Origin of the sequence: Pseudomonas sp. NPDC086581 (genome assembly GCF_044746165.1) — a bacterium.
In the GTDB taxonomy this organism is placed as follows: Bacteria; Pseudomonadota; Gammaproteobacteria; order Pseudomonadales; family Pseudomonadaceae; genus Pseudomonas.
In genome coordinates this window covers 605,839-628,800 of record NZ_JBIVBR010000002.1, presented here as the reverse complement: position 1 = coordinate 628,800, position 22,962 = coordinate 605,839, and the positions used below count along the sequence as shown (strand labels likewise).

18 protein-coding genes and 2 pseudogenes are annotated in these 22,962 nt (G+C 64.9%); 6 read left to right on the top strand and 14 right to left on the bottom strand.

The genetic code is table 11. The features are described 5' to 3' along the window. Nucleotides 1–29: 29 nt before the first annotated feature. Nucleotides 30–1,112, bottom strand: a complete 1,083-nt coding sequence (locus ACIPK7_RS07120) for a patatin-like phospholipase family protein (protein WP_192431083.1) — start codon at nucleotides 1,110–1,112, stop codon at nucleotides 30–32. A gap of 147 nt (nucleotides 1,113–1,259) precedes the next feature. Between ACIPK7_RS07120 and ACIPK7_RS07115 the strand changes: the two genes are divergently transcribed. Genes ACIPK7_RS07115 through ACIPK7_RS07100 form a run of 4 tightly spaced genes read left to right on the top strand, consistent with a single transcriptional unit; the run spans nucleotide 1,260 to nucleotide 3,872 of the window. Beyond that, a complete protein-coding gene (locus tag ACIPK7_RS07115) occupies nucleotides 1,260–1,568 on the top strand; it encodes a PepSY domain-containing protein (protein ID WP_192431084.1) in 309 nt (102 codons plus the stop codon). After that, on the top strand, nucleotides 1,568–1,882 hold the full coding sequence (locus tag ACIPK7_RS07110; protein ID WP_081520499.1) for a PepSY domain-containing protein: 315 nt from the start codon (nucleotides 1,568–1,570) through the stop codon (nucleotides 1,880–1,882). The genes ACIPK7_RS07115 and ACIPK7_RS07110 overlap by 1 nt, the downstream gene beginning before the upstream one ends. Next, entirely contained in the window at nucleotides 1,882–2,556 is a 675-nt protein-coding gene (locus tag ACIPK7_RS07105) for a response regulator transcription factor (protein WP_192431085.1), read from the top strand. Before ACIPK7_RS07110 ends, ACIPK7_RS07105 begins: the two co-directional genes overlap by 1 nt. Then, a complete protein-coding gene (locus ACIPK7_RS07100) occupies nucleotides 2,553–3,872 on the top strand; it encodes a sensor histidine kinase (protein ID WP_401086812.1) in 1,320 nt (439 codons plus the stop codon). The genes ACIPK7_RS07105 and ACIPK7_RS07100 overlap by 4 nt, the downstream gene beginning before the upstream one ends. A 250-nt stretch (nucleotides 3,873–4,122) precedes the next feature. Here the strand turns inward: ACIPK7_RS07100 and ACIPK7_RS07095 are convergent. Then, a pseudogene (locus ACIPK7_RS07095) lies at nucleotides 4,123–4,635 on the bottom strand (methyl-accepting chemotaxis protein); the annotation flags it as partial. Between the two features lie 345 nt (nucleotides 4,636–4,980). Then, nucleotides 4,981–6,048: pseudogene (locus ACIPK7_RS07090) on the bottom strand (HAMP domain-containing protein); the annotation flags it as partial. Nucleotides 6,049–6,560: 512 nt separating this feature from the next. Here ACIPK7_RS07090 and ACIPK7_RS07085 point away from each other — a divergent pair. Next, complete coding sequence (locus tag ACIPK7_RS07085) at nucleotides 6,561–7,880, top strand: Na+/H+ antiporter family protein (protein WP_192431088.1); 1,320 nt, start codon at nucleotides 6,561–6,563, stop codon at nucleotides 7,878–7,880. Nucleotides 7,881–7,973: 93 nt separating this feature from the next. Then, complete coding sequence (locus ACIPK7_RS07080; protein ID WP_192431089.1) at nucleotides 7,974–9,041, top strand: AI-2E family transporter; 1,068 nt, start codon at nucleotides 7,974–7,976, stop codon at nucleotides 9,039–9,041. Between the two features lie 161 nt (nucleotides 9,042–9,202). Here ACIPK7_RS07080 and nuoN read toward each other — a convergent pair whose 3' ends face one another. The 11 genes from nuoN to nuoC form a co-directional block, all read right to left on the bottom strand. Then, a complete protein-coding gene (gene nuoN / locus ACIPK7_RS07075) occupies nucleotides 9,203–10,666 on the bottom strand; it encodes an NADH-quinone oxidoreductase subunit NuoN (RefSeq protein ID WP_192431090.1) in 1,464 nt (487 codons plus the stop codon). Between the two features lie 7 nt (nucleotides 10,667–10,673). Next, on the bottom strand, nucleotides 10,674–12,203 hold the full coding sequence (gene nuoM / locus ACIPK7_RS07070; RefSeq protein WP_081520494.1) for an NADH-quinone oxidoreductase subunit M: 1,530 nt from the start codon (nucleotides 12,201–12,203) through the stop codon (nucleotides 10,674–10,676). Between the two features lie 28 nt (nucleotides 12,204–12,231). Further along, nucleotides 12,232–14,079 (bottom strand): NADH-quinone oxidoreductase subunit L, encoded by a 1,848-nt coding sequence (gene nuoL / locus ACIPK7_RS07065; RefSeq protein WP_401086808.1) that lies wholly within the window; start codon nucleotides 14,077–14,079, stop codon nucleotides 12,232–12,234. Then, on the bottom strand, nucleotides 14,076–14,384 hold the full coding sequence (nuoK, locus tag ACIPK7_RS07060) for an NADH-quinone oxidoreductase subunit NuoK (RefSeq protein ID WP_017517116.1): 309 nt from the start codon (nucleotides 14,382–14,384) through the stop codon (nucleotides 14,076–14,078). Before nuoK ends, nuoL begins: the two co-directional genes overlap by 4 nt. 4 nt (nucleotides 14,385–14,388) lie before the next feature. Continuing rightward, nucleotides 14,389–14,889, bottom strand: coding sequence for an NADH-quinone oxidoreductase subunit J (gene nuoJ, locus ACIPK7_RS07055; RefSeq protein WP_192431092.1), 501 nt, complete (start codon nucleotides 14,887–14,889; stop codon nucleotides 14,389–14,391). A gap of 11 nt (nucleotides 14,890–14,900) precedes the next feature. Further along, complete coding sequence (gene nuoI, locus ACIPK7_RS07050) at nucleotides 14,901–15,449, bottom strand: NADH-quinone oxidoreductase subunit NuoI (RefSeq protein ID WP_015477483.1); 549 nt, start codon at nucleotides 15,447–15,449, stop codon at nucleotides 14,901–14,903. A gap of 11 nt (nucleotides 15,450–15,460) precedes the next feature. Beyond that, entirely contained in the window at nucleotides 15,461–16,450 is a 990-nt protein-coding gene (gene nuoH / locus ACIPK7_RS07045) for an NADH-quinone oxidoreductase subunit NuoH (RefSeq protein WP_192431093.1), read from the bottom strand. Next, nucleotides 16,447–19,161, bottom strand: coding sequence for an NADH-quinone oxidoreductase subunit NuoG (nuoG, locus tag ACIPK7_RS07040; protein ID WP_192431094.1), 2,715 nt, complete (start codon nucleotides 19,159–19,161; stop codon nucleotides 16,447–16,449). Before nuoG ends, nuoH begins: the two co-directional genes overlap by 4 nt. 128 nt (nucleotides 19,162–19,289) lie before the next feature. Then, entirely contained in the window at nucleotides 19,290–20,639 is a 1,350-nt protein-coding gene (gene nuoF, locus ACIPK7_RS07035) for an NADH-quinone oxidoreductase subunit NuoF (RefSeq protein WP_401086802.1), read from the bottom strand. Beyond that, complete coding sequence (gene nuoE, locus ACIPK7_RS07030) at nucleotides 20,636–21,136, bottom strand: NADH-quinone oxidoreductase subunit NuoE (protein WP_169887231.1); 501 nt, start codon at nucleotides 21,134–21,136, stop codon at nucleotides 20,636–20,638. Before nuoE ends, nuoF begins: the two co-directional genes overlap by 4 nt. Beyond that, nucleotides 21,133–22,914 (bottom strand): NADH-quinone oxidoreductase subunit C/D, encoded by a 1,782-nt coding sequence (gene nuoC / locus ACIPK7_RS07025; protein WP_081520488.1) that lies wholly within the window; start codon nucleotides 22,912–22,914, stop codon nucleotides 21,133–21,135. The genes nuoE and nuoC overlap by 4 nt, the downstream gene beginning before the upstream one ends. Nucleotides 22,915–22,962: the final 48 nt, after the last annotated feature.

The window sequence follows — 22,962 nt, the reverse complement described above, 5'->3', positions numbered from 1 at the left end:
ATTCCTTGCCGTAGGCGTGAAGCCGCCGATTATGTCAGCGGCTGCAGGCGTTCGCCGAGACGGCCGCTGTCTACCAGTTCAAGGAACTCGTCGCCCATCCGCCGGCTTTCGTCCATCGCCTTGCGCCAGTAACGCTCGCGGCCGGCGTCGTCGCCGAGGTAGCGGTGGAAGTCCTTGCGGTCCGGCAGCTTGCTGTGTGGCAGGAGTGCGAGGTAGTCCTTCGACGGTGCAAGCAGCAGCACGTCCTGCAGGCGGCCGGCATCGCCACGTCGCCAGGGCAGGCCCTTGTCGAACCAGCCGGGGATGACCTTGTCGGTGAAGTGCGGGTAGAGCACCACGCCCTCGGGCTGATAGGGCAGGTCCAGGTGGTAGTCCAGCAGCCCGCCGTCGCGGTAGGTGCCGGGGCCGGCGCCGGGGATGTCGCGCACGCCTTCCATGACCATGGGGATGGATCCGGAGGCGAGCAGGGCGTGGCGCAGGTTGGCCAGGTCCAGGTGCAGGTAGCGCGACGGGAAGTCCGACAGCGCCTCCAGCGGCGGTGCGCGGCGGGCGTCGTGGATGATCAGCCGCTCGAAGTGCCGGTGCAGGTGGCGGCGGCCGACGAGGTTGTCGCGGATCACCGCGCCCAGGCCCAGGCCCAGGTTGGCCTTGCCGTCCTGCGCGAGGCGGCCGTGGCTCTTCACCACTACGACGTTGAGGCGGTACCAGGGGTTGTCCAGCACGCTGGCATCGTGGCCATCGAGCAGGTCGTCGAGCATCTTCGCGCAGCTTTTCGATACGTCGCTGATGCTCGCGTTGCGGGCGAAACGCTGCTGGGTGTAGAGCTCGCCGAGGCGGCGGATGCCGGCGGCCGGGTCGGGCAGGCAGGCGCTGGCGAAGCGCCAGGACCCGATGGAGGCGCCGATCAGCGAGCGCTCGCGCGGTGCGCGCGGCAGCCATTCACCGAACAGGGCGAGGTCCAGGCCCTGGATGCCCAGCGCCTTCGGGCCGCCAGCGGCGCCGGGGATGATGCCGACGTCGGCGGGGGCCAGCCCCTGTTCGCGGATGCGCTGGAGCGCGCGGCTTCCGGCCTTGAGGGTGAGGGCGGGGGTCTTGATCTGGATGGCGGTCATGCGGGCCTCGCTTTGGCAGGCCGCGATTATAGAGCCTGTACGCAGGCAGCAAGGATACTTCACGGGGTGAATGATCCTTGCCGATTCAGCTTGAATTAAGTCCTTCACCTTAATCTGAAGGTAAGAAGATTCTGACGAGGTACGCTCATGAAATGGCTGCTGATCCTGATCGCGCTCTCCGCCCTGCTGCTGGGCGCAGGCGTTGCCACGGCCCACGACATCGGCCCGGACGAGGCGCTGCGCCTGCGCGATGCCGGCACCATCCGCAACTTCGAGGAGCTCAACCGCACCGCGCTGGCCAAGCATGCCGGCGGTTCGGTGTACGATAGCGAGCTCGAGCTGGAACATGGCCGCTATCTCTACAAGGTCGACCTCAAGGACGCTCAGGGCGTGAAGTGGGATGTCGAGCTGGATGCGGTCACCGGCGAAGTCCTCACCGATCACCAGGATGACTGATGAAGACCGTTCTGCCGCGCGTGGCGCTGCTCGGCCTGGCGCTTGCCGCCATTGCTGGCGTTGCGCAGGCCCATGACCTGAGCCAGGACGAAGCCCTGCGCCTGAGCAAGGAAGGGGTGATCCGCCCCTTCGAGGAAATCCTCCCCGCCGCGCTGAGTCGCTACCCCGGCTCGCGCCTGCTCGAAGCCGAGCTGGAGAAGGAGCACGACACCTATATCTACGAGGTGGAACTGCTGACCACCGAAGGCGTGGTGCGCGAACTGGAACTGGATGCCCGCGACGGCCGCATCCTCAAGGATAAGGAAGACGACTGATGCGCCTGCTGCTGGTGGAAGACAACGTACCCCTGGCCGATGAGCTGCTGGCGACCCTGACCCGCCAGGGCTATGCCGTTGACTGGCTGGCCGACGGCCGCGACGCCGCCGTGCAGGGTGCCAGCGAGCCCTACGACCTGGTGATCCTCGATCTCGGCCTGCCGGGTCGTCCCGGCCTGGAAGTGCTCCAGGAGTGGCGCGGCATGGGGCTCTCGATACCGGTTCTGATCCTCACCGCGCGTGGTTCCTGGGCCGAGCGCATCGACGGCCTGAAGGCCGGCGCCGACGATTACCTGACCAAGCCTTTCCATCCCGAAGAACTGTTGCTGCGCATCCAGGCGCTGTTGCGCCGTGCCCGCGGGCTGGCCAACCAGAGCCAGCTGGAAGTCGCCGGCCTGAGCCTGGACGAGTCGCGCCAGTGCGTGCAGCAGGGCGGCAAGGAGGTCGACCTGACGTCCGCCGAGTTCCGCTTGCTGCGCTACTTCATGCTGCACCCCGGCCAGCTGCTGTCGAAATCGCACCTGGCCGAGCACCTGTACGACGGCGAGAGCGAGCGCGATTCCAACGTCATCGAGGTGCATATCAACCACCTGCGCCGCAAGCTCGGCCGCGAGATCATCGAGACCCGCCGTGGCCAGGGTTACCGCTTCACCGGCAACGGTGTCGGCCGTTGATGTCGATCCAGCGCCGGCTCGGACTCGGGCTTGGCGTGGTGCTTGTGGTGGTCGGCCTGGTGCTGGCCCAGGCGGGTCTCTGGCTGTTCGACCAGGGCTTGCGCCGCTACCTGGTGAACGGCCTGCAGGACGAGGCGGAAAGCCTGCTGGTGGGCATCACCCGTGGGCCGGCCGGATTGCAGCTGGACGGCCAACGGGTCGACGCGGCCTATGAGCGGCTGTTCTCCGGCCGCTATTTCGTGATCCGCTTCGATGACCAGACCTGGCGTTCGCGTTCGCTGTGGGACAACGAGCTGAAACAACCCTCGCACAAGGGGTTGGCCAGCAAGCTGGAAAAGGGCCCCGAGGGCCAGCGCCTGCTGGTCTTTCGCGGCGACTACAAGCGTTATGGCAAGCACCTGAGCATCGTCGTCGCGCAGGACTACACGCCTGTCCTCAAGAGTTTCAATCGTTTGCGCAATATCGGCCTGGGCGCGGGTGCGCTGGCCCTGTTGCTGGTGTTGGTGTTTCAGGGTTTTATCGTCCGCCGCTCCCTGCGCCCGCTGGAGCGGGTACGCCAGCAGATCGCGCAGTTGCAGGAAGGCCAGCGCAGCCAGCTGGACCGCCAGGTGCCGCGCGAGCTGGAGCCGCTGGTGGAGCAGACCAACCATCTGTTGCAGCACACCGAGGACACCTTGCGCCGCTCACGCAATGCGCTGGGCAATCTCGGCCATGCCTTGAAGACGCCGCTGGCCGTGCTGATCAGCCTTGCCGATCGCGAGGAACTACGCGAGCACCCCGAGCTACGGCGCGTGTTACAGGAGCAACTTGAGCAGATCGAACAGCGCCTGGCCCGCGAGTTGGGGCGCGCACGGCTGGTGGGCGAAGCATTGCCCGGTGCGCACTTCGATTGCGATGCGGAGCTGCCGAGCCTGTGCGACATGCTCAAGCTCATTCACGGCGACCACCTCGCGATCGACTGGCAGGCGCCGCCCGCTACGCGCCTGCCATATGACCGGGAGGACCTGCTGGAGATGCTCGGCAATCTGCTGGACAACGCCTGCAAATGGGCTGATGCCCAGGTGCGGCTGACGGTGGAGAAGGGCGCTGACGCCTATCGTCTGAGCGTGAACGACGACGGCCCCGGCATTGCCGAGGATCAGCGTGACAGCGTGCTCGAGCGTGGCACGCGGCTGGATGAGCAGGTGGCCGGGCATGGCCTGGGCCTGGGCATCGCGCGGGATATCGCGGCGGCCTGTGGCGGACGGCTGAAGCTGGAAAGCAGCGAGCTGGGTGGATTGCGGGTGGTGGTGGAGCTGCCGCGTCGGGCGGCTTGATCCAGCTCCTGGAAGTAGGTGCTCGCGAACCGTCTGAGCGCCGCGTGACCGGCTGGCGCCGGGGGATTCTGCATCTGGGCGGGCCCTCTCCCCAGCCCTCTCCCTGAAGGTAGAGGGAGCCATATGGTGCGAGGGGAAAGCACAGTGTCAGGCGGAAAACGATCGGAGCAGGAAGAGCGCCTGACTTCCCGGCGACTCCGAACCGGCCCCTCTCCCTTCAGGGAGAGGGGCTTTCGACGGTTGCCGGATTTCAGACCCGGAACTGATCCATCAACCCCTGCTGGTGGTTCGCCAGCTTGTTCAGCGACTGGCTGACCTGCGCCGATTCCTGCGCCTGGCTGGACAGCGATTCGGTGACGTCGCGGATGCCGGCGACGTTACGGTTGATCTCCTCGGCCACCGCGCTCTGTTCCTCGGCGGCGCTGGCGATCTGCAGGTTCATGTCGGTGATCACGCCCACCGCGTCACCGATGCGCTTCAGCGCGGCCACGGCCTGCTCGACCTGACTCACGCTGTCCTGCGCCTGGCGATGGCTGTTGCTCATCGCGCCGACCACGTCGCGGGTGCCGTTCTGCAGGCCTTCGATGACCTGGCGGATTTCCTCCACCGAATCCTGGGTGCGCTTGGCGAGGTTGCGCACCTCGTCGGCGACCACCGCGAAGCCGCGACCGGCCTCACCAGCGCGGGCCGCCTCAATGGCGGCGTTGAGCGCCAGCAGGTTGGTCTGCTCGGCGATGCCGCGGATCACTTCCAGCACCGAGCCGATCTGCTCGCTGCTCTGTGCTAACCCTTCCACCTGGCTCATGGCGCTGCTCATGTCGCTGGCCAGTTCGTCGATCAGGCGGGTGGTGTTGTCGATCACGCTCAGGCCATCGCGGGTCGCACCGTCGGCGCCGCGTGCAGCATCGGCGGCCATGGCGGCGCTGTTGGCGACGTCGTGGGCGGTGGCGCTCATTTCCTGCGAGGCAGTGGCCACCTGGTCGACTTCGCGGAATTGCTGCTGCATGCCGGCGCTGGTCTGGCTGGCGATTTCCGAAGACTGGTCGGCAGTGGCGCGGGCGTCCTGCACCGAGGACTTCACGTCGCGGATGATCGGCTGCAGCTTGTCGAGGAAACGGTTGAACCAGCCGGCCAATTCGCCCAGTTCGTCCTTGCCGCTGTAGTCCAGACGCTTGGTCAGGTCGCCTTCGCCGCTGGCGATGTTGCGCAGCATGGCGGCGACGCCCAGGATCGGACGGGTCACGCCGCGGGCGGTGAGCCACATGGCGAACAGGCCGATCAGGATGGCGATCAGGCCGAAGCCGAGTTGCGAGACAGTGCCTTGCACTCGTTGGTCATCCAGCTCGTTCTGCAGTTCGATGGCCGGACCAAGCAGCACGTTTTGAGGAACTTCCAGCAGAACGCCCCAGGGCTTGGAACCGGGGATCGGTTGCAGCGGCTCAACCACGCGCAGTTGGTCATCCTGGCGGAAAACCTGCTCATGGTTGCTGGCAATTGCCTGCAGCAGTTCGGCGCCCTGGTCGGGATAGACCTCCTTGAGGTTCTTGCTCAGCCTGGAGGCATCGGCGCTGTGCCCGGCGAGCAGGCCGGCGGCGCTGACGATGCTGACGCGGCCCTGGCCGTCGTACAGTTCCCGGCTACCTTCGACGGCGATTTCCTGGAGCTTCTCCATGCTGATGTCCAGGCCCATGACGCCGATGACCTTGCCGTCCAGCTCCAGCGGGAAGGCGATGCTGGTCATCAGCATCTTCTTCTTGCCCACTTCGTCGAAGTACGGGTCGAGCACGCAGGGCTGGCCGGTGGTCTTGGGGCAGGTGAACCAGGCGTTGTAGGCGCTGCCGCTCGGTCCGGGGCTGGTGTCCTGCAGCAGCGACTCGGCCATGGCTTCGGATTCCAGGTGGCCCGGGGTGGCCTGCGACCAGTAGATGGAGAAGCGACCGGTGTCGTTGCTGCCCAGTTCGCCCTGGCCGGCGAAGAGTTTGTCCTTGCCATCCAGCGCGTCGGGCTCGAAGGCGACGTAGAGGCCCAGCAGTTCCGAGTTACCCTCCAGCGCGGTCTTCACTTGGCGGGTCAGGTCTTCGCGCAGGTCGTAAGCGTCGAGGAAACGCTTCTGGGCCTGATCGCGCAGGAACAGCACTTGCCGCGAGAAACCCTTGCCGTACTGGTAGGCATCCATGATGTAGCGCTGGATACGCATGGCCTGGACTTCACCGCGCGATTGCAGGCGGGCCTTGGCCGCTTCATCGAGCATTTCGGTGCTCGATTGCTTGACCAGCGCGGTGCTGGTTTGCGTGCGGTAGACGGACAGGCCGGAGAGCAGCGAGACGACGCCGAGCAGGCACAGCCCGGCAAGCAACGTGATCTTCCACTGGATGGAGAGACGGCGCAGCAGCATGGAGGGGAATCCTTGTTTGAACTAAGCCCTGGGATGCCCGATATATCGGCCTTTCCCGTATCTTCTTGACCCGTGACGGGGCAGAACGCCAGAAAACAGGCGATTCTGGCGTGCCGTTACGACAGGCGGCAGAAAGCCAGGCAAAAAGCGTGCGCAGCGCGGTGAAAATGCCGTCAGCCGATTTCAGAAACGTCTTGATTCGACACAGATTTTGACACCCAACATGGGGTTTGGCAGAGTGCGCGCCTTTTGCCCACGTCCGGCCGTGGCAACCCTTGAGAGGAGTGGTGAAGATGAATGCGGTGCTGATCGCCATTGGCCTGATGCTGATGCTGAGCCTGTGTCGCGTGCACGTGGTGGTCGCACTGATCACTGGCGCGGTGGCCGGTGGTTTGCTTGGCGGCCTGGGCATGGACGGCACGCTCAAGGCGTTCAACGAGGGGCTGGGCGCTGGTGCGACGGTGGCGCTGTCCTATGCCATGCTTGGCGCCTTTGCTGTAGCCATTGCACGCTCCGGAATGGCGCATGCGCTCGCCGATCGCGCCCTGGCGATGCTCAGCCGACACGACGCGAACGGCTCCAATGGCTTCAAGTGGATGATGGTCGGCCTACTGCTGGTGGTGGCGATCTCCTCGCAGAACATCCTGCCGATCCATATTGCCTTCATCCCGCTGCTGGTGCCGCCGCTGCTCTATGTGCTGACGCGCCTGCAGATCGACCGCCGGCTGATTGCCTGCGTTATCACCTTCGGTCTGATCACTCCGTACATGTTCCTGCCGGTGGGTTTCGGCAACATTTTCCTGAACCAGATCCTGCTGGCCAACGTGGCCCGCGCGGGCGTCGATGTGCAGGGCGTCGATGTCACCCACGCCATGCTGATCCCGGCGCTGGGCATGGTCTGCGGCCTGCTGATCGCGGTGCTCTTCAGCTACCGGCGTAAGCGTGACTACGACCTTGAACGTATCGAGCAGGCCGAGCGGGTCGATACCCCGTACAGCAGGATGAGCCTGGTGGTAGCGGGCGTCGCGGTCGCGGCGGCCTTTGCTGTGCAACTGCTGCTGGACTCGATGATCCTCGGCGCGCTGGTGGGTTTTCTGGTGTTTTCGCTGTCCGGGGTGGTGCGCTGGAAGGAAGCGGACGACCTGTTCACCGAAGGCATGAAGATGATGGCCATGATCGGCTTCATCATGATTGCCGCCCAGGGCTTTGCCGCGGTGATGACCGCCACCGGGCAGGTTGCCAGTCTGGTGGACAGCGCTGCCGGCTGGATCGGCAGCAGCAAGGCCTTGGGGGCCTTCATGATGCTGCTGGTGGGCCTGCTGGTGACCATGGGTATCGGCTCGTCGTTCTCCACGGTGCCGATCATCGCCGCGATCTTCGTGCCGTTGGCGGTGCATCTGGGCTTCAGCCCGCTGGCTATTGTCAGCATCGTGGGGACTGCAGGGGCGCTGGGCGACGCGGGCTCGCCGGCGTCGGACTCCACTCTCGGGCCGACCTCCGGCCTGAACGTGGACGGCCAGCACAATCACATCTGGGACACCGTGGTGCCCACCTTCCTGCATTACAACCTGCCGCTGCTGGCATTCGGCTGGGTGGCCGCAATGGTGCTCTAGAGCGCTCGCGCGCACGTTACGCACACTGAAAGTTGCACTTGGCTGGGCAACTGCTGACTAATGAGCAGGTTTTATCCATCCATGGACCCGCTCATGTTCGAATCGAAACTGGAATACCGGACGTTCCTCGCCCTGCTGCTGGTGGTGACGCTTGCCTTCGGCTGGATCCTGCTGCCGTTTTACGGAGCGGTCTTCTGGGGCACCATCCTGGCGATCATCTTCGCGCCCCTGCAGCGCCGCCTGCGGGTAAAGCTCAACGGCCGCAATAACCTCGCCGCGCTGCTATCCCTCGCCGTGTGCTTCCTGATAGTGATCCTGCCGGTGACCTTCATCGCCGGGGCGTTGGTGCAGGAGGGCGCCACCGTCTACCAGCGACTGAAATCCGGTGAGCTGAACTTCATCGTCTACTATCAGCAGGCGGTTGCCGCGCTGCCGGGCTGGGCGCACCAGTTGCTGGAGCGCTTCGACCTGGCGGACCTGTCCAGCCTGCAGGAAAAGCTCTCGGCGGGGGCGATGCAGGCGAGCCAACTGGTCGCCACCAAGGCCTTCAGCATCGGCCAGAACACCTTCGAGTTCGTCATCAGCTTCGGCATCATGCTGTACCTGCTGTTCTTCCTCCTGCGCGATGGCCCCACGCTGGGGCGTCGCATCAAGCAGGCGGTACCGCTGAGCGTGGAGCACAAGCAGCATCTGTTCGCCAAGTTCACCACGGTGATCCGCGCCACGGTGAAGGGCAACATCGCCGTCGCCGCGACACAGGGCGCGTTGGGAGGGCTGATCTTCTGGTTCCTCGGCATCCAGGGCTCGCTGCTCTGGGGCACGCTGATGGCCTTCCTCTCGCTGCTGCCGGCGATTGGAGCGGGGCTGATCTGGGTGCCGGTGGCGGCTTATTTCCTGCTCACCGGAGCGATCTGGCAGGGCGTGGTGCTGACGCTGTTCTGCGTGGTGGTGATCGGCCTGGTTGACAACATCCTGCGCCCGATTCTGGTGGGCAAGGACACCAAGATGCCCGACTACGTGGTGCTGATCTCCACCCTCGGCGGCATGTCGCTGTTCGGCCTCAACGGCTTTGTCATCGGCCCGCTGATCGCCGCGCTGTTCATGGCCTCATGGGACCTGTTCACCGGCCGCGAAGGCGAAGTAGCCAAGCCGGCAGAGTAGGGCGGAGCACCTGTAGGAGCGAGCTTGCTCGCGAAACTTGCCTCACAGCGGGGTCTGTTCGCGAGCAAGCTCGCTCCTACGAGAAGCCGCAAAGCCTCACGACAGGAATCCCGCCCAATAAAAAACCCCGCCTAAGCGGGGTTTTTTGTTGCCTGTCGACCTTAGCCGGCGATGGCTACCAGGCCGCTGTGCTGGAGGATGTCCAGCAGCGGTTGCGGGTAGACGCCGAGGAAGAAGGCGAGCAGGGCGATGGCTACCAGCATGATGCCGCCGGCGCGCTGGGCCCAGTCCAGGGGAGCGTCGTGGCGCTTCATGTTCGGCTCGACCAGGAACATGGTGACCATGACGCGCAGGTAGTAGAACAGGCCGATGGCGCTGCCCAGTACCAGGGAGCCGACCAGCCACCAGTGCTGGGACTCGACGCCGGTGGCGACGATGTAGAACTTGCCGATGAAGCCGGCGGTCAGCGGGATGCCGGCCAGGGACAGCATCATCACGGTCATCACGGCGGTCAGCACCGGACGGCGCCAGAACAGGCCGCGGTACTCGAACAGCGCGTCGGCGTCGCGGCCGCTGTACGGGGTGGACATCAGGGTGACCACGCCGAAGGCGCCCAGGGTGGTGACGACGTAGGTGGTCAGGTAGACGCCGACTGCTTCCACGGCCAGGCCCTTGCTCGCCACCAGGGCGATCAGCAGGTAGCCGAAGTGGGCGATGGACGAGTAGCCCAGCAGGCGCTTGATGTTGCTCTGGGTCAGCGCCAGCAGGTTGCCGATCAGGATCGAGGCGATGGCGATGACCGCGATGGCGTCATGCAGGAGGCCGTTGTTCAGGGCCGCCGGAGCGATCTGGAAAAGGCGCAGCAGCACGGCGAACACGGCGACCTTGGCGGTGGTGGCCAGGAAGGTGGCGACCGGGGCCGGGGCGCCTTCGTAGACGTCCGGGGTCCACAGGTGGAACGGCGCCAGGGACAGCTTGAAGCCCAGGCCGACGACCATCATGCCGACGCCGATGGCCAGCAGCGGACCGTGGCTGGTGCCTTCGGCCAGCGAGGCACCGATGGCGGAGAAGCCCAAGTTGCCGGACTCGGCGTAGAGCAGGGCCATGCCGAACAGCAGGAACGCGGAGCCGGCGGCGGACAGTACGGTGTACTTGATGCCCGCTTCCAGGGTGCGCTTGTTGAAGAAGGCGTAGGCCACCATGCCGTAGACCGGAACCGACAGCAGCTCCAGACCGATGAACAGGCCGGCCAGGTTCTGCGCGCTGACCAGTACCAGGCCACCTGCGGTGGAGAGCAGGAGCAGCAGGTACAGTTCCTCGCGGTTGCCCGGGAAGCTTTCCATGTAGGCGTGGGCGAGGGTGGTGCAGGCCAGGGCGCCGATCAGGATCAGGGCCATGTAGAAGCAGGCGAAGTTGTCGACCACCATGAGCGGGGTGACTTCGATCGGGGTGACTTTCAGCACCGGGATGATCGACAGCAGGGCCAGGTTCAGACCGATCACCGAGAGGGTGGCGGCCATCGAGTGGTTACGCTTCCAGGCTACCGCGAGCATCACCACCACCAGGGTGGCGCTGGTGATGAGCAGTGGCAGGAGCGCGATGAAGTGTTGAATCGTGAAGGTCATTTCGCGCTTACCGTGCTGCCAGAGTGGAGAGGGCGGCACCCAGCCATTGCTGGACGCCGTGCATGGTTGCCGCGGAGGTGTCGAGGACCGGCTGCGGGTAGACGCCGAGCACGATCAGCAGCACCGCCAGGCCGAGCACCATGGAGAGCTCGCGGAAGTTCAGACCGGCGATGGCGGTGTCGGACTTGGCCGGGCCGAAGTAGGCGCGGTGGATCATGATCAACGAGTAGACCGAGCCGAATACCAGGCCGAAGGTGGCGATCACGGTGATCACCGGAACGACCTTGAAGCTGCCCAGCAGGATCAGGAATTCGCCGACGAAGTTACCGGTGCCCGGCAGACCCAGCGAGGCGGTGGCGAAGAACAGGGCCACGGCCGGCAGGTACGGGATGCGCGACCACAGGCCGCCCATCTTGCGCATGTCACGGGTGTGCAGGCGCTCGTACAGCTGGCCACACAGGATGAACAGCGCGGCGGCGGAGAGGCCGTGGGCGATCATCTGCACGACGACACCTTGCAGTGCCTGGGGGCTGCCGGAGTAGATGCCGATCATCACGAAGCCCATGTGCGACACGGAGGAGTACGCCACCAGGCGCTTGATGTCGGTCTGTGCGAACGACAGGAAGGCGCCGTAGAAGATGCCGATCAGACCCAGGGTCATGGCAATCGGGGCGAACTCGGCCGAGGCGTTGGGGAACAGCGGCAGGGCGAAGCGGATCAGGCCGTAGGCGGCGGTCTTCAGCAGGATGCCGGCCAGGTCCACGGAACCGGCGGTCGGCGCCTGTGCGTGGGCGTCCGGCAGCCAGGAATGCACCGGCACCACCGGCATCTTCACCGCGAAGGCGACGAAGAAGCCGAGCATCAGCAGCCATTCGGTGTGTGGCGGCAGCTGGGTCTTCAGCAGGTCGGCGTAGTTGAAGGTCAGCACGCCGGTGCTGTTGTAGTGCACGAACACCAGGCCCAGGATCGCCACCAGCATCACCAGGCCGCTGGCCTGGGTGAAGATGAAGAACTTGGTGGCGGCGTAGATGCGGGTCTTCTTGCCGTCGTCCGAGCTATGACCCCAGAGCGCGATGAGGAAGTACATCGGCACCAGCATCATTTCCCAGAAGAAGAAGAACAGGAACAGGTCGACGGCCAGGAACACGCCGATCACACCGCCCAGAATCCACAGCAGGTTCAGGTGGAAGAAGCCGATGCGACGCTGAATCTCGTTCCACGAGCAGAGGACGGATAGCACGCCGAGCAGGCCGGTCAGCGCGACCATCAGCAGGGACAGGCCGTCCATTGCCAGGTGCACGCTGATGCCGAAGCGCTCGATCCAGGGTACCTGGAACTGCAGGGTCCACTGCGGCTCGCCACCCGGCGCCGGGGCCAGCTGGAAGTCACCGGTGTGCCACACCCACAGGCTCAGGGCCAGGGTGAGGACCATCGATCCCAGGGCGACCCAGCGGGGCAGGGTCTTGCTGGTGTACTCGGCGATCCAGCAAAGGAAGCCGCCGATGAAGGGGATCAGGATTAGCCAGGGCAGAATCATGTCGGGCTCAATCTCTTTCGTGAATTCATTAAGCCAGCAGCAGCGCGCCGAGGAGCAGCGCGGCGCCACCCACCAAGGAAGCGGCGTACCAACGCAGGCGGCCGTTCTCGGTGAGGCTGAGGAGTTTGTGACCACCGCGGGCGGTGAGCGGGACCAGGACCAGGGTCTTGTCGATCGGGTCCGCGGCCAGCAGGCGGCAGATCAGCAGATAGGGTTTCACGAACAGCTTGTCGTACAGCCAGTCGAAGCCCCAGGCGTGCAGCCACCAGGTGCCGAAGAAGCGGCCCGGTGCGCTCTGGGCGACGGCGGTGACGAAGCGGCGCTTGCCGAGGAACAGCAGGCCTGCCAGCAGGATACCGGCGATGGCGATGGCGCCCGAGGCGATTTCCAGGCTGTGCTTGGCTTCACCACCGGCGTGACCGGCGCTTTCCGGCAGGACGCCGGCCAGCGGCGGCGTGATCAGCGCGCCGATGAAGGTGGAGAGCACGATCAGGACACCCAGCGGCAGCCAGTGGCTGATGCCATGGCCGGCGTGCGCTTCGGTCTTCGCTTCGCCGTGGAAGGCGATGAAGATCAGGCGGAAGGTGTACAGCGAGGTCATGAACGCACCGACGAGCCCTGCGATCAGCAGGTTCGGGTGACCGCTGGCGAAGGCTTCCCAGAGGATCTCGTCCTTGGAGTAGAAGCCGGCGGTCAGGAAGGGCAGGGCGGACAGCGCAGCACCACCGACCACGAAGCTTGCGTAGGCCAGCGGCAGCTTCTTCCACAGACCACCCATCTTGAAGATGTTCTGCTCGTGGTGGCAGGCGACGATCACCGCACCCGAAGCAAGGAACAGCAGGGCCTTGAAGAAGGCGTGGGTCATCAGGTGGAAGATCGCGCCACCCCAGGCGCCAACGCCCAGGGCCAGGAACATGTAGCCGATCTGGCTCATGGTCGAGTAGGCGAGGATACGCTTGATGTCGGTCTGCACCAGGGCAGCGAAGCCGGCCAGGACCAGGGTCACGGCGCCAATGATGCCGACCAGCTCCAGGACGTTCGGAGCGAGCTCGAACAGGCCATGGCAACGGGCGATCAGGTAGACGCCCGCGGTCACCATGGTGGCGGCGTGGATCAGCGCGGAGACCGGAGTCGGGCCTGCCATCGCGTCGGCCAGCCAGGTCTGTAGCGGCAGCTGGGCGGACTTGCCGACGGCGCCGCCGAGCAGCATCAGGGTCGCCAGGTTGATCCACAGGTCGCCCTTGGCGAAGTGCTGCGGGGCCAGGACCAGCAGTTCCTGGATGTTCAGCGTGCCCAGGTGCTGGAACAGGATGAACATGCCGATGGCGAAGAACACGTCACCCACGCGGGTCACGATGAAGGCCTTCAGCGCTGCGTTGCCGTTGGGTACGTGGTTGTAATAGAAACCGATCAGCAGGTAGGAGCAGAGACCCACGCCTTCCCAGCCGAAGTACATGAACAGCAGGTTATCGCCCAGCACCAGGAACAGCATGCTGGCGATGAACAGGTTGGTGTAGGCGAAGAAACGCGAGTAACCGGTTTCACCGCGCATGTACCAAGAGGCGAACAGGTGGATCAGGAAGCCGACGCCGGTGACCACGCCGAGCATGGTGACCGACAGGCCGTCCAGGTACAGGGTGAAGTTGGTCTTGAAGTCGCCAACGCTCATCCATTGCCACAGCACCAGGCTGTAGGCGCCACCTTCGGGCGGGTTGCTGTGGAAGCTCCAGATCGCCCAGAAGGCGGAGAGGGCCGCCAGGCCCACGGAGCCGACACCCACCAGTGCCGAGAGATTTTCCGACCACTTGCCACGGGAGAACGAGAGCAGCAGGAAGCCGACCAGGGGGAACAGGAAAGTAAGGGGCAGCAGGTTCATCCGCGCATCTCGCTGGCAGCGTCGATATCGAGGGTATGGAAGCGGCGATACAGCTGGAGCAGGATCGCCAGGCCGATGCTGGCCTCGGCCGCAGCCAGGCTGAGCACCAGGATGAACATCACCTGGCCGTCAGGCTGGCCCCAGCGGGCGCCACCGACCACGAAGGCCAGAGCGGCGGCGTTCATCATCACTTCCAGGCTCATCAGTACGAACAGGATGTTGCGTCGTACCATCAGGCCCACCAGGCCGAAGCAGAACAGCACACCGGCGAGCGCCAGTCCGTGTTCGAGAGGGATTGCATTCATGGTGTTAGTCCTTCGCTTCGTGGCGGCCGAGGTGGTAGGCGGCGACCAGTGCCGCCAGCAGCAGCATCGAGGCCAGTTCGACGACCAGCAGGTACGGGCCGAACAGGCTGATGCCCACGGCCTTGGCGTCCACGGTGGTGTGGCCAATGCCGATGCCGCTCGGAGTGCGCGAGAGCATCCACAGCAGTTCAACCAGCAGCACGGCAGCCAGGGCGCCGGGGCCGAACCAGACGCCGGGCTTGAGCCACTTGCGCTCCTGCTCGGCAATCGCCGGGCCGAGGTTGAGCATCATGACCACGAAGACGAACAGCACCATGATCGCGCCAGCGTAGACGATGATTTCCAGGGCACCGGCGAACGGGGCGCCGAGGCTGAAGAAGGTCATCGAAACTGCGAGCAGCGAAATGATGAGGTAGAGCAGGGCATGCACCGGATTGCTGTTGGTGATGACCCGGAAGGTTGCCAGCACGGCGACGCCGGCGGCGAAGTAGAAAGCGAATTCCACGCGACGTCTCCTTACGGCAGCAAGCTCTTGACGTTGATCGGTTCGGCTTCGTTCTGCGCGGCGCCTTTCGGCTTGCCGGCGATGGCCATGCCGGCAACGCGGTAGAAGTTGTAGTCCGGGTTCTTGCCGGGGCCGGAGATCAGCAGGTCTTCCTTCTCGTAGACCAGGTCCTGGCGCTTGAACTCGCCCATCTCGAAATCCGGCGTCAGCTGGATCGCGGTGGTCGGGCAGGCTTCTTCGCACAGGCCGCAGAAGATGCAGCGGGAGAAGTTGATGCGGAAGAACTCGGGGTACCAGCGACCGTCGTCGGTCTCGGCCTTCTGCAGGGAGATGCAGCCGACCGGGCAGGCCACGGCGCACAGGTTGCACGCAACGCAGCGCTCCTCGCCGTCGGGGTCGCGGGTGAGCACGATGCGGCCACGGTAGCGCGGCGGCAGGTACACGGGCTCTTCCGGGTACTGCAGGGTGTCACGCTTGCGGAAGGCGTGACCGAAGATCATCACCAGGCTGCGCAGCTGGGTGTAGGTGCCGTGCACCACGTCGAAAATGTACTTGATCATGGTCCTACTCCTTACTGGCTGGCCAGCACGACAGCGCCGGTCACCAGCAGGTTGATCAGGGTCAGCGGGAGGCAGAACTTCCAGCTGAAGGCCATCACCTGGTCATAGCGCGGGCGTGGGATGGAGGCCCGCAGCAAAATGAACATCATGATGAAGAAGCCGGTTTTCAGGGCGAACCAGATGAACGGGATCTGCGGCAGGATGCCGAAGGGACCGTGCCAGCCGCCGAAGAACAGGGTCGCCAGCAGCGCGGACACCAGCACGATGCCGATGTACTCGCCGACGAAGAACATGCCCCATTTCATGCCGGCGTACTCGATGTGGTAACCGTCGGCCAGTTCCTGCTCGGCTTCGGGCTGGTCGAACGGGTGACGGTGAGTCACGGCGACGCCGGCGACGAAGAAGGTCATGAAGCCGAAGAACTGCGGAATGATGAACCACACGTGCTGGGCCTGGTATTCGACGATGTCGCGCAGGCTGAACGAACCGACCTGGGCGACGATACCCATCAGCGACAGGGCCAGGAACACCTCGTAGGAGATGGTCTGGGCCGAGGCGCGCAGGCTGCCGAGGAGGGCGAACTTGTTGTTGCTCGACCAGCCGGCGAACAGCACCGCGTAAACGGTCAGGCCAGCCATGGCGAAGAAGAACAGGATGCCGATGTTCAGGTCCGCCACGCCCCAGTTCGGGGTGATCGGGATGACCGCGAACGCCACCAGCAGCGCACCCATGGCGATCATGGGGGCGAGGGTGAAGATCATCTTGTCGGCGAACGGCGGGGTCCAGTCTTCCTTGAAGAACATCTTCAGCATGTCGGCGCCGAGCTGGAAGGCACCGAAGGGGCCAACCCGGTTCGGACCGTAGCGGTCCTGCCAGAGGCCGAGCAGACGACGCTCGACCCAGCTAAGCAGCGCGCCGCAGACGACCACGGCGAGCAGGATGACGATGGCCTTGATGACCTCGATCAGGATGTCGACGATGGCAGGTGTCAGCCAACTCATTGCGCAGCCTCCTGCAGACCTTCAGCGACAGCGCCGATGACACCGGCAGGAATGCCTTGCAGACCGATCGGCAGGGCAACCAGGCCGGCGCCGAGCTCTTCGCTCACGCGCAGCGGCAGGCGCAGTTCCTGGCCCTTGACGGTCAGGCGGATGATCGCGCCTTCGTTCACGCCCAGACGGTCAGCTTCGGCCTTGGCCAGGGTGACGTAGGTCTGCGGGATGCGTTCCTGCACCGGGGCGGCTTTCGAGGAGTTCTCCTCGCTGCCGAACAGGTGATAGAAGGGCACCACCTTGAACTGGCTGGCGGCGGTGTGGAACGGCGCAGGAATTTCGCTGAACCACAGGGCATCGCCCTTGGCCTCGATCAGGCGCACGCCCGGATCGCCGGCGCGCAGGTGACCACCGACTTCGTCCTGGAACTTGTTCCAGGCTTGCGGGGAGTTCCAGCCCGGGGACCAGGCGAACGGAATCTGCTGACGCGGTTCGGCGCTGCCGGCGTAGCCTTCCATGGAGAACGCGAACGCGGAGTCGATGTCCTGCGGCTGACGCGGCTCGCTGACATTGATGTTGGCGCGCATGGCAGTACGGCCGGAGTAGCGGTGCGGCTCGCGCGCCAGCTTCAGACCCTTGATGCGGAACGCGGCGTTCGGTGCGGCTTCGCGGATGCCGGCCAGTTGCGGCTTGGCAGCGACGACGGCGTCAATCACGTGGTCCAGTTGGGTCCAGTCGACGCGCTTGCCTTCGAGGGTGCTGTGCAGGGCGTGCAGCCAGCGCCAGCCTTCGCGAACCAGGTTGTCGGCGTTGTAGTAGGTCGGATCGAAGACCTGGAAGAAGCGCTGGGCGCGGCCTTCCTGGCTGACCAGGGTGCCATCGCCTTCGGCGAAGCTGGCGGCCGGCAGCAGCACGGTGGCCTTGGCAGTGGTGGCGGTCTGCTGGTGATCGGCGACGACGACGATCTTCGCGGCGGCCAGAGCGGCATCGACGGCAGCAGCGTCGGCGCGGCGGTACAGGTCGTTCTCCAGGATCACCACGGCATCGGCGGCGCCGGAGGTCAACTGCTCGAGAGCGGCTTCGACGGATTCACCACCGAAGAGGGCCAGGCCCAGGCTGTTGGCTTCCGGGACGACCAGGCTCAGGGATCCGTTCTTCTCGCGGTTCTTCAGCGCGCTGGCGATGTTGGCCGCGGCTTCGATCAGGGCATTGCTGCCCAGCGAGGTGCCGGAGATGACCAGCGGACGCTTGGCGGCAACCAGGGCATCGGCGATGCGCTGGGCGAGGGCGGCGGCTTCGGCGTCGAGGCCGGCCACGGCCGGGGCGCTCGCATCAATGGCATGGGCCACGGCGAAGCCCAGGCGAGCCAGGTCTTCGGTAGCGGCGTGCACGCACTCGGCGGCGACGTCGTCCAGGCGGGTTTCATCCAGGCTGGCGATGAACAGCGGGTTCATCTCGTGCTGGGCGATGGTCTTCACCGCGGCGTCGAGCCACGGCTGGATCTTCATCGCGGCGGCCATGTCCTCGCCCTTGCCCTTCACCGACTGGCGCAGGGCCAGGGCGATACGGGCAGCGGTCTGGGTCAGGTCTTCGCCGAGCACGAATACCGCATCGTGGTCTTCGATGTCACGGATGGTCGGCGCCGGCAGCGGGCCGTCCTGCATGACTTTCAGGACCAGTTTCAGACGCTGTAGTTCGTCAGCGGAAATGCCGCTGTAGAAGTTCTGCGCGCCGACCAGTGCGGACAGGGCGTAGTTGCTTTCCAGGCTCGCGCGCGGCGAACCGATGCCGATGACCTTGCGACCCTTGAGCAACGCTGCGGTTTGGTCCAGGGCGCCGTCCAGCGAGAGCTTCTGCTTGCTCAGCATCAGCTGCGGCTGACGCGGGCGGTCTTCGCGGTTGACGTAGCCGTAGCCGAAGCGACCGCGGTCGCACAGGAAGTAGTGGTTCACCGAGCCGTTGTAGCGGTTCTCGATGCGGCGGATTTCACCGTAACGTTCGCCAGGGCTGATGTTGCAGCCGCTGGAGCAGCCATGGCAGATGCTCGGGGCGAACTGCATGTCCCACTTGCGGTTGTAGCGCTCGGAGTGGGTTTTGTCGGTGAACACGCCGGTCGGGCAGACCTCGGTCAGGTTCCCGGAGAATTCGCTCTCCAGTACACCGTCCTCGATCCGGCCGAAGTAGACGTTGTCGTGCGCGCCATAGACGCCCAGATCGGTGCCGCCAGCGTAGTCCTTGTAGTAACGGACGCAGCGGTAGCAGGCGATGCAGCGGTTCATCTCGTGGGCGATGAACGGGCCGAGCTCCTGGTTCTGGTGGGTGCGCTTGGTGAAGCGGTACCGGCGCTGGTTGTGGCCGGTCATCACCGTCATGTCCTGCAGATGGCAGTGACCGCCTTCCTCGCAGACCGGGCAGTCGTGCGGGTGGTTGGTCATCAGCCATTCGACGACGCTGGCACGGAATGCCTTGGATTCTTCGTCTTCGATGGAAATCCAGGTGTTGTCGGTGGCGGGAGTCATGCAGGACATGACGATGCGACCGCGGGTGTCGTTCTCGTCGGTATACTGCTTGACCGCGCACTGGCGGCAGGCGCCGACGCTACCGAGCGCCGGGTGCCAGCAGAAGTAGGGGATGTCGAGACCGAGGGAGAGGCAGGCCTGCAACAGGTTGTCCGCTCCGTCGACTTCTAACGTCTTGCCGTCTACGTGGATCGTGGCCATGGGTCTAAGTCTTCGTTGGCCCGTTGTCAGCGGGCGTGGCTAATAGAAATCACGGTTTCATCGGGCCGGCGGCACGCCGCGGCACTACAACGAAACAACGCCGGGCGCAGCGCCCGGCGATCAAAGCATCAAGCGCCGACGACCTGCGGAGCTTGTACGGCCTGAGCCTGGCGGGAAATGCCCGCTTCGAACTCGGGACGGAAATACTTCAATGCGCTGCCCAGCGGCTCGACGGCACCCGGTGCGTGAGCACAGAAAGTCTTGCCTGGGCCGAGGAAGTTGACGAGCTGCTCGAGGGTCTCCAGGTCGCCCTGGGCGCCTTCGCCTTTCTCCAGCGCGCGCAGGACCTTCACGCTCCACGGCAGGCCGTCGCGGCACGGAGTGCACCAGCCGCAGGACTCGCGGGCGAAGAACTCTTCCATGTTGCGCAGCAGGGAAACCATGTTGACGCTGTCGTCCACCGCCATGGCCAGACCGGTACCCATACGAGTACCGACCTTGGCGACGCCGCCAGCGTAGAACAGCGCGTCCAGGTGTTCCGGCAGGAGGAAGCCGGTACCGGCGCCGCCCGGCTGCCAGGCCTTGAGCTTGTAGCCGTCGCGCATGCCGCCAGCGTAGTCCTCGAACAGCTCGCGCGCCGGAAGGCCGAAGGGCAGCTCCCAGATGCCGGGGTTCTTCACCTTGCCGGAGAAACCCATGAGCTTGGTGCCCATGTCTTCGCTGCCTGGGCGGGCGAGGCCCTTGTACCAGTCGACGCCGTGCTCGACGATCGCTGGCACGTTGCACAGGGTCTCGACGTTGTTCACGCAGGTCGGCTTGCCCCAGACGCCAACGGCGGCGGGGAAGGGCGGCTTGGAGCGCGGGTTGGCGCGGCGGCCTTCCAGCGAGTTGATCAGCGCGGTCTCTTCGCCACAGATGTAGCGGCCGGCGCCGGTGTGCACGAACAGCTCGAAATCGAAGCCGCTGCCGAGGATGTTCTTGCCCAGCAGGCCTGCGGCCTTGGCTTCTTCGATGGCGCGGTTGAGGTTGCGGGCGGCATCGACGTACTCGCCACGCAGGAAAATGTAGCCGCGGTAGGCCTTCAGGGCGCGCGCGGAGATCAGCATGCCTTCCACCAGCAGGTGCGGCAGCTGCTCCATGAGCATGCGGTCCTTCCAGGTGTTGGGCTCCATCTCGTCCGCGTTGCACAGCAGGTAGCGGATGTTGAGGGATTCGTCCTTGGGCATCAGGCCCCACTTCACGCCGGTGGGGAAGCCCGCACCGCCGCGGCCCTTGAGGCCGGAGTCCTTGACGGTCTGGACGATGTCGTCGGCGGCCATCTGAGCCAGCGCCTTGCGGGCGGCGGCGTAGCCGTTCTTCGACTGGTACTCCTCCAGCCAGACCGGGGCGCCGTCGTCACGCAGGCGCCAGGTCAGCGGATGGGTTTCGGCCGCGCGCGCAGTGCGGTTGGGCGTGCCGTAGGAGGTGAGGCGACTCATGCGTAGGCCTCCAGCAGTTTGGCGACGCCGTCGGGACGCAGGTCGCCGAAGGTGTCGTCGTCGATCATCATCGCCGGGGCCTTGTCGCAGTTGCCCAGGCAGCACACCGGCAGCAGGGTGAAGCGGCCGTCGGCGGTGGTCTGGCCGAGGCCGATGCCCAGCTGCTTCTGGATCTCGCCGACTACGGACTCGTGGCCGCCGATGTAGCAGACCATGCTGTCGCAGACGCGGATGATGTGGCGGCCGACCGGCTGGCGGAAAATCTGGCTATAGAAGGTCGCCACGCCTTCGACGTCGCTGTCCGGAATGCCGAGGATGTCGGCGATGGCCGGAATGGCGCCGTCCGGCACCCAGCCGCGCTGCTTCTGGACGATCTTCAGGGCTTCGATGGACGCCGCGCGGGAGTCCTCGTAGTGATGCATTTCGTGCTCGATGGCCGAGCGCTCGGTTTCGCTGAGTTCGAAACGATCTGTCTGGATAAGGGTACTCATGATCAGCGGTCCACGTCGGCCATAACGAAGTCGATACTGCCCAGATAGGCGATCAGGTCAGCGATCATGCTGCCGTTGATCACCGACGGAATCTGCTGCAGGTGCGGGAAGCTGGGCGTCCGGATGCGGGTCCGGTAGCTCATGGTGCTGCCATCGCTCGTCAGGTAGTAGCTGTTGATGCCCTTGGTCGCTTCCACCATCTGGAAGGCTTCGTTGGCCGGCATGACCGGGCCCCAGGAAACCTGCAGGAAGTGGGTGATCAGGGTTTCGATGTGCTGCAGCGTGCGCTCTTTGGGTGGCGGCGTGGTCAGCGGGTGGTCGGCCTTGTACGGGCCTTCGGGCATGTTCTTCAGGCACTGCTCGATGATGCGCAGGCTCTGGCGCATCTCACCCATCTTGACCATGCAGCGGTCGTAGGCGTCGCCATTGGCCGCCAGCGGTACTTCGAACTCGAAGTTCTCGTAGCCGGAGTAGGGGCGGGCTTTACGCAGGTCGAAATCACAGCCGGTGGCGCGCAGGCCGGCACCAGTGGTGCCCCATTCCAGCGCTTCCTTGGTGTTGTACGCGGCAACGCCGATGGTACGACCACGCAGGATGCTGTTCTTCAGGGCGGCGGTTTCGTACTCGTCCAGGCGCTTGGGCATCCAGTCGAGGAACTCGCGGACCAGCTTGTCCCAGCCGCGCGGCAGGTCGTGGGCGACGCCGCCGATGCGGTACCAGGCCGGGTGCAGGCGGAAGCCGGTGATGGCTTCGACGACCTTGTAGGCACGCTGGCGGTCGGTGAAGGTGAAGAACACGGGGGTCATCGCGCCCACGTCCTGGATGTAGGTACCCAGATAGAGGAGGTGGTTCAGGATGCGGAAGAACTCCGACATCATGATGCGGATGACGTCGACGCGCTGCGGTACCTTGATGCCGGCGAGCTTCTCGACCGAGAGCACGTACGGCAGGTTGTTCATCACGCCGCCGAGGTAGTCGATACGGTCGGTGTACGGAATGAAGCTGTGCCAGGACTGGCGCTCGGCCATCTTCTCGGCGCCACGGTGGTGGTAGCCGATCTCCGGAACGCAGTCGAGGATCTCTTCACCATCCAGTTGCAGGATGATGCGGAACGCACCGTGCGCGGACGGGTGGTTAGGGCCGAGGTTGAGGAACATGAAGTCCTCGTTCTCGCCGTGGCGCTTCATGCCCCAGTCTTCGGGCTTGAAGCGTAGGGCTTCCTGCTCGAGGTCCTGCTTGGCGGCGGACAGCGCGTAAGGGTCGAACTCGGTGGCGCGCGCCGGGTAGTCCTTGCGCAGCGGGTGACCTTCCCAGGTGGGCGGCATCAGCATGCGGGTCAGGTGCGGGTGACCATTGAAGGTGATCCCGTACATGTCCCAGACCTCACGCTCGTACCAGTTGGCGTTCGGCCAGATACGTGTGGCGGTGGGCACATTGAGGTCGCCTTCGGATAAAGCCACCTTGATCATCACGTCACTATTACGTTCGAGCGACATCAGGTGGTAGAACACGCTAAAGTCTGCGCCCGGCAGGCCGCGACGATGCGTGCGCAGGCGCTCGTCGACACCGTGCAGGTCATAGAGCATGACGTAAGGCTTGGGCACGTTGCGCAGGAAGGTAAGGACGTCGATCAGGCGCTCACGGGCAACCCAGAGCACCGGCATGCCGGTGCGGGTGGCCTGGACGGTGAAGGTCTCGGCGCCAAAGCGGGAATTCAGTTCGACGACGATATCTTGGTCGTCTGCCTTGTAAGGCGGGATGTACAGAGCGGAGTCTGCATTCATAGTCTTTAAGTCACTCGGTCAACGGTGGAGTGAAAACGGGCCTCTCGT